Here is an 11,070-nt window from a genome sequence, read left to right as displayed (position 1 = left end):
ATTAATCTGGGCGCGGGCAGTCCTTTGCTTTTCCAGTTCTGCTCAGAACGCTATGAACGTGGCAGCCTGATCATAACCACAAACCTGGAATTTGGCCGTTGGGGGGAGGTATTTGGCGACAATGCACTAACCGTAGCTTTACTGGATCGGATAACCCATCATGCCCATGTTATTCCGTTCATAGGTGAATCCTACCGGTTTAAGCAGAGCAAGGGAAACAAAATTAACGATTAATTAACTGAAGTAACCGCCTGGAGGGTGGTCAATTTTTTGGCTGTCACGGTGGTAAACTTTTTGATTGACACTACTATACTATTCCTTATTTTTCATAAGAAGTTAGGTCAAAAAGACACCGTAAATTCTGCCGGATTATTTCGGATCAATGAGCCAATCCGCTTTAATGTGAAAGGGATTCTTTCCTTGTACAATTTTTCAAGTTCATCCTGCAATATCGTGTCTTCTCTTTGTGGCGCTACCTCATAATAAGCATAAACGGTTTCCATTTTTTCAATGAGGCTCAGCATTTCAAGGTCATTGAAATATTTCATTCCTGATTTAAGGGCGGACCAGATATCCAGCCTATCCGCCAAATAAGAAATCTGTGCAAAAAATTGGGGAATCCCATTATTGGCATGACCATATAGAACTTGAAACAGGAACAATGCTCGTTGCCCATTATTCAACTGCATAATGATCTGCGACTTTATTGCCGGGTCTTTCCCGCGTACTTTTTGAATAATCGGTTCGACACATATCCATATGAGTTTTTCATCATCAAGCATATGGAATTCTTGCTGGTTCATGAGTATCACCTTCAATTAAATCATATTATGAAAACTATTTTGCACAGGTTCTATATAAAAATCGCCCATAACCTATTTCTGCTGCATTTTTCATTAATTCGCCATTCAACCATAATGCAGTATCTGAAAAGTTCCTATCGGATAATGGCCATTTGGCATATTGCTTTGACAAATAATCTGCGTCCGACAAATCGATTAAATGTGAAACCCATTTATCGTGCAGGAAGTTTATTGTTGCTTTTGCTTTTTCAACACTTCCTGGCCAAGGAATATCCTCTTTTTTTAAGGTGCCCTTATCAAAATTATAATCCAATGCAGTGCTCCACCAATATATAATATGCCACAAAGTCCAGGCAATGCTGGGTGGACCAGACTCGTAACTTTCGGTTTCAGGCCAATCTATACACCAGCCTTCTTCCTGCTTGTATACCTGTAGTCCCGTGGGATTGAATACCCATAACGCCTCTGCTTCCTTAAGATCGTTCATATGATAAAGATAAAGCTGCCAGCACATGTCCAGCTGAAATAATATATTCTCTTTCATGATTATACCTCTCTGTTTATACCTGCGCATTATAAAAAAATTGTGATTAGATTTGCCTTCTACTTTATTTTCTGAGCGGGAAAACGGTCTGATACAAGATTTAAAATAATATTATGCTCAAGCAAGGCCTTTAATCCTGAGAGGACTAACGCAAATCCTTCTGTACAGCCAATCACTTGATCTACAATCTCATCACCATCTCCCTTAAACCCGGTATTCGAAATGCTAACGAAAGTAGCGTTATCTGGCCCTCCCGTTCCAATCCCTTATCACTTTACATATAGATAAATAGAACCCGAGATTAACTCGGGTTTGTGTTTCATATGGTGGAGATGATGGGACTCGAACCCACGACTTCTTACATGCGAAGCAAGCGCTCTCCCAGCTGAGCTACACCCCCACATTTTAGAGAACTGAACATTATTATAGATCTATTTTGCCTTATACTCAAGATCCCATCTTCACCAAACCGTTGTTTAAGAGCTAATGATTTCTGCAATTCGCGAGCGGACATGGTTTCCACCTTGCTGCCTGCCATAAATTGCCCCAACTCCTCATCCGGGACCCCAAAGAGGATGAACCCCTGCATATACCCCAAATGATGCAGCACTGCAACATTTGAGCTTTAAAAGTCAGGGCCAAAAAAGATATCAACTGCCTTAATATTATTTCTTTCGCTTATATTCCGTCAATTTATTATTTAATTCTTTTTTCTTTGCCTTGGTTATTTCCCATATAATTATCCAGGTAATTAAATAGCATAATGAATAGACTAGAATGAAATCAAGGCGAACGCTTCCAGACATAAGCGGAAATCAGGCACTAAACAAAAGGACTTAAATCGCGGGGATTCAAGTCCTGCCAAAAGGTACAGTCCAGTCGTCAGATAAAGTACTCTATTGTGCTTTCCGCCGTTTTTTGCGTGATTTTATTGTATAAGATAATCGCTTCCCGGGCATCTTTAGGTCCCAGCGCATAAATTTCCGAACTTTCCTGATTAAAATAGCTAAATGGAACCTTGCGATTCATTTGCATGGGGGCATCGGCAATGAGCTCAATACCCTCTTCTTCAAAAGGCTGTTCACGATAGTATGGATCAAACAGATAAATCCATTCATTCTCGTTATCTATACCCGTCAAAAGGACATAGTGCTCTTCTCCGTAATAAAGGCGTACGACGACAACGCCTCCTTGCTGAAGCGCCATAACGATTTTACTTGTCTGGCCAATAAAAACATTTTCCTTGGTCAGATAAGCGATTTCAATGGGAAAATTTTTAGCCTTGCCGAATTGACCCAGCCAATTGCTGATAAACATCATGGCCATGGTGGAGGTTCCTTTTTTGCCGATCTCTCCCTTGTCATTATAGACATCCAGACAATAAAGCATAATATATTTAATGACATCGGGCGGTATTTCTTCCCGTTCAAAAAGAAAGCTGATGGCATTCATCATCGTTGTTGGCCCGCAGTCGTATTCAGTCGCTTGATAACTTAACGGAACTTTCATTGGCCTCACCTCAATCCCAGGTAATCATTATTAACTTATTATACAAATATCAAGCCATTGGAACAACCAAGCAACGATAGATCAATCAACAAATCAAAAAGCTCAGCATATAGCCAAGCTTTCCCCCCTATCTTTCATAACCAAAAGATTTATACTCAATTTTTTCCCATTTTCGTATTCGGCTTATCTGCTTTCACAGTATTTTTTATAGGCTGCTAAACGCTCACTAAGGTCAGCTGTTTTATCGTCGGTGAACCCCTCCTCGTCATCTAACCACCACAAAGTATCCTGCAAATGGGATTCATCTGCAAACTTCAGATTGCCATCCGTATTGAGCAAAACCACACTGTTTTCGAGATAAGCGTTTACCTTATGCATAAAGGCAGCAATTTCAGCGGGGTTAAAGGAAAGGTGAACCGGGCTGCCAAAATTTATATCAAAATATACAGCGTTACTGTCGACTATGACTTCGTTGCCGGATGAATCGAGAAAAAACAAATCGTAGCGATAGTGGCACATTCCCTGAGACATATAAGGGGAATAGCGCAAAAGATAGTCTGCCCCATCCCATTGGCATAGAAAAAGGGCAAGCCAGCCCATATGAGCCGTAGCAGCCTCCGTTTTCCATAGGATAGGATCTTCAGAATTGCCGATCTGCAATTCAAAATACTGTCCATTATCAAAAGCTATCACTTTTACCGTTTCCTTGATGCCATCGTGATTAAAATCAGCAATGGCTGAGAATTCTTCCGCGATTTCTCCTCTACCGCTGGGCAATTCATTCTGTTGAGCATTGCTGTTTACTGTTGTTTCGCTTTGATTATCCCAGGCAGTGAGAGTCACTATTATTGCCACTACAATAATGAATGCAATCCACCGTTTCATATGCGCACCCCTTTGCTTTATATCGGTTTAGACGCAGAACAATACGGGCCATCGAAAACCCTTGCTTTTGATTATGAATATTTTACCATAAAAAAGGAAAGCTGTAACATTAAACTTCATGTTACAGCTTTCAAGATAATTCCGGTGGACCTGAAGGGCATCACCACGCCGCCCGGATAATCACCGCTGGTTCACTTCCGGCACGCCATGTACTGCCTACTATTTATCCGCCTTACTATAATAAGGTTGAATCAGCTTCGGAATATCCTGCCCGGTTCGTTCTTCTTCCCAGCTTGGCAGACGGGGATCCCGGAGATTCTTTAAGGCAAGATAAGCATTCCTTTGCAGGATCCCTTTACCCCTCCAGCCGGCTGCTGTGCCTCTCCACTGTTGATTGAATTGGCTTTTCGTCAGGTTCAGGGTATCCCAGAGGTCCACTCCTCTGCGGAGCGCTTTCTCCCCGCTTATATCAGGCTCCTGTCTCTCCTGCCCTGCCTTTCTCAATTCTCCTTGACGATCCCCTTTAATCTTATTCAGGATACTCCGTTTCCCTTCTTCGTCACATCTTAATCCGTTATGAGGACAGACTTCCTGGCAAGTATCACAACCAAAGATCCGCTTGCCTAAGGCTGTTCTTTGCCGCTCTGTCAGAGGTTCTTTGCTTTGAGTCAGGTAAGAAAGACATTCGTTGGCTTGAAAGTGCCTTGTTCCTAAGATTTGAGCAGGGCAGGCCCTGATACAGCGTGTACACTTTCCGCATTGCCCGGCAAGGGGTTCATCCGGTGGTAATGCTTTATCCAGGAGCATCAGCCCTAAAGCCACAAAAGAACCCTTCCCGGAAATAATCAACTGCTGATTTTTCCCCAGCCAGCCCAGCCCGGCCCTGGTGGCTAAAGCCCGTTCATTGAGGGGACCTGTATCCACCTGAATTTGAGGTGCTTCTCCCCTCCACCCTGCTTCCCCAAAGGAACTGACCAATTGGTGCAAAGCCCGTTTCACCTGGCTATGATAATCTTCTCCCACCGCTGAGCGGGCCAGAACTCCTTCACCTTTTTGGGGAGGAGCCGAATAAACCAGGGGATACGCCAAAACCACCACGGTCTCACAGGCGGGCCAAATTGCTTTAGGATCCACCCTTTTACGCAGTTCTTGCTCCTCAAAGGAGGTATGATACCCTTGGGCACTGCGCTCCGCCAAAAACTCATACAACCCGGCAACAGGTTCGGCATGAGTAAATCCCACCGCTACAAAGCCCGACTCCAAAGCCAGGTGTCTAAGGCGCTCTTTCCACAGTATCCCTTCTTTTTGATCCACCGAAATCCCCCCTTTCTTCTGCACACTAATAAACAAAGGACTCTGAATCCATCTATTCAAAGTCCTCACTTCTCTCTTTAATACCTTTATTCTATTTCATTTCAAGAAAAATCTCAAACCAACAGAGTCACGCGCTTGCGCCGAAATAAGCATTATTGTCTTCTGTAATCAAAAACATCATGGCGAACGTCAAGCTTAACTTCATTGATCATTACCGTGACATCATCCACCCAGGCGACAGCGGCAGTTTGACAGGGAGAATTCCAGTAGATATTTTTGGATTTGCTTGTCTGATTATTGGTCACCGTACATAACACAGCATAATCCGTTGTCGCCCCGCCATTGTTTAGATAAGCTGTCACAGTATAGGTGTTGTCAGGGGAAGCCAATTCAGTTAGTATGTCCTGCCCATTAATCCGCTGTACGTCGAAAAATGCCCAATAGATACCATAGCCGGCTATCCCCATCAGCGCTATGAACATTATCGACACTGCCATTATTTTATTTTTCATTCTGACTCCCCCGCATAATCCAAGAGCATTTACTTGGTTGCTCTAAAATAGGCATAGGTCATTGGTTCAGCCTTTTGTCTGACTTCGGCATGTTTGACTTCTCCCAGGAACAGGGTATGAGTCCCGGCATCCAGCTGGCCAATCACTTCCGCTTCCAAGGTGGCCACAGCATTGTCCAGCAGGAGAACTCCGGATTGACCCCGGTGAACATCGGGTAAATCCTCAAATTTACTTCCATCCCGTCCGGAGCGGTAACCAAAACGCCGGACATAATCATGACCTTGCTGATTCAGAACAGACACCCCGAAGCGGCCGCTTTGGCTGATCAGTTCATGGGTATAGTTATCTTTATTGATGCCGATGGCTATCCGGGGCGGTTCGGCGGTGATTTGGAAACAGGTATTGGCGCATTGTCCATTATCCAAACCATCAAAATGAGCCGAAATGATAAATAAGCCATAAGAAATACTGTAGAGGGCCTGAATAATAGTCTGGTCATCATCCAGAGCCGGTGCCGCTGCAGCTTGATTCCCATTCCCGCTTACGCGGATTTCAGGTTGTTCAGCTTCTTCAAGTCTTTCAAATTGATCCGGGCCCGCCCCGCAAAGGGGGCAACTCTCAGGGGGATCTTCCCCTTCATGAATATAACCGCAGACGATACATCTCCATTTTGTACTCATACCCTTCACTCTCTTTCTCTCTTCGCATAATTTCTTCCTTTAAAATGTTTATATTCCTTCTCCAGAAATCCCGTGGTCAGAGGAATCCAATCGATACTGACAACACGGGTCTTCCTTAAGCTCTCTTTAAAATCCCCCCATTCTCTTCCCTTGATCTTATGCTCTTGGGCAAATTTCTCCAATTCACCCCACTCCAGTTCCTGGTGACGCTTTTGCACGGCATTATTTGTTTGGTGAAGCTTTTCCAGAAGCTCCTCAAAGATTTCCTCCTCCTTAGGCTCCCGCTTCTTCCCCCCATAAAAATCAGCCCGCCACAGTTCTAAAAGCTGATCAACTCTTGCCAAGCGATAGGAGCGGCCATCCCACCCTTTCTCCCAGACGAATTGCCTCATCTTCTGGTTCAGCTGCAGGGCACTGCCCTCGCCGCGGAGTTCCGCTATAAAGCTCAAGGTTCCACTCATATGATTTTCGATCAGCCAGAGCAGCTCCTTTTCACCCCCCTCTCCTTCTTTACCTAAAACCATGGCCAAGCGAAAACGGGCTAAAATCTGACGGGTAAGGCGCCCGCTTTCTTTCTCATGGCCAAGAAAATGGCGTTTGCCATCCCGCACCCATTCGAATCCCCTGCGGAAGGAAGGGTCTTTGCGAATACGCTTTACCTGAATAACCTGAGGATAATGATCCAGACGGGTTCCATGTACTTCCACATAGTCTCCATGGTAGCGATGGAGCTGGCGCCCAAGAATCCGATACTCACCGATGTAATAGCCTTTATCTTCTGCCCAGCATTTCCCCCAGACATAGCACTCCCGACTGGCCACTTCCCATTTCCCCAGATCATGAAACAGTCCGGCCAAGCGCAGAATCGGCTGGGGCGGGGTATTGGCCAGCACCTGCAAAGTATGCTCCCAGGCATCTTTAGTATGGTAACGATTCTGGGCTAAGCCATGCAGCCTGGCCAGCTCCGGCAAATATAGGGTCAAATACCCCAGTTCATCCAGCAGACGGATACCTGCCGCCGGGTCAGCCAAGGTTAAGATCCGGCCCAATTCCTCAGAAGTCCGCTCACTGGCCACGTTCTTTAACTCGGGCAGAAGACTTTGGGCAGACCTAAAGGTGTCCTCCTCGATGTCCATCCCGTATTGAACACTGAAACGCACCATGCGGAGAATCCGGACCGGATCCTCCCTGAATCGCTCCCAGGGATTGCCGCAAGCCCGCAGAAGCTTATTTTCCAGATCCTCTCTTCCTTGAAGAGGATCAATCAATTCTCCTGTCCGAGCGTCTTGAAAAACAGCATTGATAGTAAAATCCCTTCTTAAAGCATCCGCCTCAAGATCGCCGTCAAAGAAGTTAATATCCATGCGCTGCCCTTGCTGAAACACACTAAGGGTTTGATGCTTTGCCCCTATTTTCAGGGGATGATAGCCCCACTCCCGCAAATGCTTTTCCAGCTCCACCAAAGGGATGGGGATGATTCCATCCACATCCTTGCCGGGGCGGTTGAGCAAGTGATCCCGGACGGTCCCTCCCACGATGTAAAAGGGGGTTATTGCGGATATCTTTTTAATTAGCTCTTCCTGGTATAAGTCCATATCCATCCCCCTTTTCTGATAGTGCAAAGGGACCCCGGCGGGTCCCTTAACAAAGCACAGTAAGCTTGGGCCCCATCTTGATCTCCCAGGGACTTTCCGGTCCCCACTCCCCATCCAGATCTGAAAAAACAGGCCTCTCCGTAAACACTTTAAGTTCCGAAGTCTGGAATTGAAGGATTTGATCACTGCCTACTTTACCGCCGCCTACCAGGTGCAGAAGCATACGCATGGTATCCGGCCAGCCGCTATGACGAATGATGACAAAATCCAGTTTCCCGTCATTCAAGGAAGCTTTGGGAATCAATTGTCTGAACCCACCTACGGAAACCCCGTTGACCGCCAAAATAAGCATGGCTTCTTCGCTGATCATGGTTCCCTCCCATTCATATTCCACCTTGAAGGGGCGATAAGTGGGCAGGGTTTCGATACCTTTTAAATAATAGGCCAATTGACCTAAACGATTTTTGACATGAACATCTACCTTGGGCGAGACATCGGTCAGCAAACCGGCACTAAACACATTAACAAAATAACGCCCATTGACCTGTCCCAGATCCATCGCAAAGGGGGAACCCTGTACAATCACTTGGCAGGCTTCGGAAATTTTCTGCGGCAGGCGCAGTCCAAAGGCTAAATCGTTAGCTGTTCCTACAGGCAGGATGCCCAAAGCCGGGCGCTGGGAGGAAGGTATCTTCATCAACCCATTGACCGCCTGATGAATACTGCCGTCTCCTCCGGCAATAACCAAGCGTTCCACATCTGTGCTCAGGGAAGAAGTGTGCTCAATATCTGTGGGGGATTCCGTCCGGTGAACCGTGACTTCATACCCTCCCTCCTGAAACACGCGGATGGCCGTGTCCATCTCCTGGATCAAGCGACGGCGGCCGGCATAAGGATTATAGATGAGACGAAGCCTCTTCCTATTCATTGAACATATCTCCTTTGGCAACCGGGTAGCCCTATTTCAGATTTTCCGGGTTAAGTCCCTGCAGTTCGGGTATCACGAAGCGGCCATTCTGGCGGATGAGGACATCGTCAAAATAGATTGCCCCACCCCCGTACTCCGGCCGCTGAATGCAGACCAAATCCCAATGGATGGCCGATTTATTGCCATTATAGCAATTATCATAGCAATTTCCCGGAGTGAAATGGAAGCTCCCGTCGATTTTCTCATCGAAAAGAGTATCCTTCATGGGATGGAGGATATAGGGGTTGACCCCAATAGCAAACTCCCCAATATAACGGGCTCCTTCATCCGTATTGAAAATTTCCTCGATACGCTGGGTATCATTGGCAGTAGCTTTGATGATTTTACCATCCTTAAACTCCAGTACGATATTTTCATAAGTAAACCCTTGATATAAAGCCGCTGTATTGTAAGAGATCCGCCCGTTCACAGATTCCCGGAGGGGTGCTGTATAGACCTCCCCATCGGGGATATTCATATGGCCATCGCATTTAATCCCTTTCATCCCCTTAATGGAGAAGGTCAAATCCGTTCCGGGGCCTGTGATCCGCACTTTGTCCGTCCGCTCCATTAATTGTACCAATGGCTCCATAGCCTGAGACATTTTGGCATAATCCAAATTGCAGACGTTAAAATAGAAATCTTCAAAGGCTTCCAGGCTGGTATTGGCCAGTTGGGCCATGGAGGCGTTGGGATAACGCATAACCACCCACTTGGTATGAGATACCCGTTGATCCGTTACCGTTCTCAGGTATTCCTTTTGGTAGATGCTCATCTTGTCGCCAGGAACATCTGAGAGCTCATTGGCATTTTCTCCTGCTCTGATCCCCACAAAAGCATCCATCTCTTTCATACGGGCTAAATCCCAACGAGCCATGGCCTGAGCCTGCTCCTCGGTCATTCCTTTTAAAAGCTCACGCAATAGGGTATGATTATTAACAGATAAAAAAGGATAGCCACCCGCCTCATAAGCATACTTTACCAAAGCCTGAGCCAGGGGAATCTCCAAGCCATTGACTTCAATCAGGACTTTTTCCTCCGGCTTCAGTTCTATAGCGTAATTGATAATGGATTGTGCTAATTTTTCCATCCGTGGATCTTTCAATGATATTGCCTTCTTTCTCTTGTTTTTTATGTGCCGCGTTTATCTTATGCCGCAGACCTTATTTGGCATATTTATGTAATTCTATAGTCTTATTGAAAATTCCTTTCTAAAAATACCGATCACATATAGAGGAGCATCATGCAGCATGAATCATGAGCAAGATCTTTGGACCTATACTCTCCAGCCCCAGGATGACGGAGTGAAATACCAGGACATCCTTTACCGCCGGTTCCATTTCTCCCGTAAATTAATCCAGCATCTGAAACAAGGAGAACGGGTCTGGGTCAATGGCGTATTCACCTTTTTGACAACCCGGGGGAAAGCCGGTGAGACTCTGTCCGTTCAGCTCCAACCCCCGGAAACCAACAGCATCCCCGGCGAAAACCTGCCCCTGGACATCCTTTACGAAGACGACTATTTTATCGCCGTCAATAAACCGGCCGGTCAGGTCGTTCATCCTACGCCCCGCTATCCTGAGGGAACCATCGGCAACGCCGTTGTCGGCTATTGGCTGGCCAAAGGGGAAGCGCGCCCCTTTCGCCCTATCCACCGCATCGACCGCAACACCTCAGGAGTGGTCGTGATCGGCAAAAATCAGTTCGCCCACCAGCAGATGGCTTGGCAGCACGCCCATGGCCGCATTCACAAATGCTACCGGGGAATCGTAGAAGGCCAGGTGAAAGAAGACCAGGGCACCATCAAGGCCCCTATTGCCCTTGCCCCGGGCAGCTTTATACAAAGACAGATTTCCCCGGAGGGCTTACCTGCAGTCACTCATTACAAAGTTCTGGAACGTTACCAAGACACCTCTTTGCTGGAATTTATCCTGGAGACAGGCCGCACCCACCAGATTCGGGTCCATTGCCAACATCTGGGGCATCCTCTTTTAGGAGACGACCTCTATGGGGGCAATCTGGCAAGAATAAACCACCAAGCCCTCCACTCCTCCATCTATGAGTTCAACCATCCTCTGACCGGTGAACTCACCACCATCCAGGCTCCTCTGCCTGAGGATTTGCAGCAGCTTCTGAGGGAACTGGAGCGGGGCAGGTAGAGCTTTGCTTGTCCGGGTCGCCGCGTAGCTTTACGCACAACACGTACTCCATAGCTCCAAGGCTGGGGCTTAGAGCCTGAAGCTTGGGAGGTCCAAGAGCCT

General features: G+C 46.6%; 13 protein-coding genes and 1 tRNA gene. 2 read left to right on the top strand and 12 right to left on the bottom strand.

Annotated features, from left to right (window positions below; all coding sequences use genetic code 11):
* Positions 1–234: ATP-binding protein (locus BUA14_RS14275; protein WP_178371695.1), on the top strand; the 234-nt coding region annotated here is incomplete at its 5' end.
* A gap of 107 nt (positions 235–341) precedes the next feature.
* On the opposite strand, the gene BUA14_RS14270 is transcribed toward BUA14_RS14275, so the two are convergent.
* The 12 genes from BUA14_RS14270 to BUA14_RS14205 all read right to left on the bottom strand — a co-directional run bounded on the left by BUA14_RS14270 (position 342) and on the right by BUA14_RS14205 (position 9,914).
* Complete coding sequence (locus BUA14_RS14270) at positions 342–803, bottom strand: DMP19 family protein (RefSeq protein WP_242954659.1); 462 nt, start codon at positions 801–803, stop codon at positions 342–344.
* 34 nt (positions 804–837) lie between these two features.
* Positions 838–1,347, bottom strand: coding sequence for a DinB family protein (locus BUA14_RS14265; protein ID WP_178371694.1), 510 nt, complete (start codon positions 1,345–1,347; stop codon positions 838–840).
* 324 nt (positions 1,348–1,671) lie between these two features.
* Positions 1,672–1,747 (bottom strand) — tRNA-Ala (locus tag BUA14_RS14255).
* On the bottom strand, positions 1,706–1,957 hold the full coding sequence (locus tag BUA14_RS27240) for a DUF3102 domain-containing protein (protein ID WP_282433367.1): 252 nt from the start codon (positions 1,955–1,957) through the stop codon (positions 1,706–1,708). Before BUA14_RS27240 ends, BUA14_RS14255 begins: the two co-directional genes overlap by 42 nt.
* A 272-nt stretch (positions 1,958–2,229) precedes the next feature.
* A complete protein-coding gene (locus BUA14_RS14245) occupies positions 2,230–2,856 on the bottom strand; it encodes a C39 family peptidase (RefSeq protein WP_072773198.1) in 627 nt (208 codons plus the stop codon).
* A 183-nt stretch (positions 2,857–3,039) separates the two neighbouring features.
* Complete coding sequence (locus BUA14_RS14240) at positions 3,040–3,741, bottom strand: hypothetical protein (RefSeq protein WP_072773197.1); 702 nt, start codon at positions 3,739–3,741, stop codon at positions 3,040–3,042.
* Positions 3,742–3,960: 219 nt separating this feature from the next.
* Complete coding sequence (gene queG / locus BUA14_RS14230; RefSeq protein WP_178371697.1) at positions 3,961–5,055, bottom strand: tRNA epoxyqueuosine(34) reductase QueG; 1,095 nt, start codon at positions 5,053–5,055, stop codon at positions 3,961–3,963.
* Between the two features lie 152 nt (positions 5,056–5,207).
* The gene (locus tag BUA14_RS14225; RefSeq protein ID WP_072773194.1) at positions 5,208–5,567 is read right to left on the bottom strand and encodes a DUF5412 domain-containing protein; all 360 of its coding nucleotides are present in this window, start codon (positions 5,565–5,567) and stop codon (positions 5,208–5,210) included.
* Positions 5,568–5,596: 29 nt separating this feature from the next.
* Positions 5,597–6,247, bottom strand: coding sequence for a flavin reductase (locus tag BUA14_RS14220; protein WP_072773219.1), 651 nt, complete (start codon positions 6,245–6,247; stop codon positions 5,597–5,599).
* Positions 6,248–6,252: 5 nt separating this feature from the next.
* On the bottom strand, positions 6,253–7,848 hold the full coding sequence (locus tag BUA14_RS14215) for a tRNA nucleotidyltransferase/poly(A) polymerase-related protein (protein WP_084078647.1): 1,596 nt from the start codon (positions 7,846–7,848) through the stop codon (positions 6,253–6,255).
* Between the two features lie 40 nt (positions 7,849–7,888).
* A complete protein-coding gene (locus BUA14_RS14210) occupies positions 7,889–8,770 on the bottom strand; it encodes a diacylglycerol/lipid kinase family protein (RefSeq protein WP_072773192.1) in 882 nt (293 codons plus the stop codon).
* 31 nt (positions 8,771–8,801) lie between these two features.
* Entirely contained in the window at positions 8,802–9,914 is a 1,113-nt protein-coding gene (locus BUA14_RS14205) for an aminopeptidase (RefSeq protein WP_072773191.1), read from the bottom strand.
* Positions 9,915–10,059: 145 nt separating this feature from the next.
* On the opposite strand from BUA14_RS14205, the gene BUA14_RS14200 reads away from it, so the two are divergent.
* Complete coding sequence (locus BUA14_RS14200) at positions 10,060–10,968, top strand: RluA family pseudouridine synthase (protein ID WP_072773190.1); 909 nt, start codon at positions 10,060–10,062, stop codon at positions 10,966–10,968.
* The last annotated feature ends 102 nt before the right edge of the window (positions 10,969–11,070 follow it).

The sequence above is a fragment of the Desulfitobacterium chlororespirans DSM 11544 genome (genome assembly GCF_900143285.1).
Lineage (GTDB): Bacteria > Bacillota > Desulfitobacteriia > Desulfitobacteriales > Desulfitobacteriaceae > Desulfitobacterium > Desulfitobacterium chlororespirans.
This window is presented reverse-complemented; position numbering and strand designations above follow the sequence as displayed.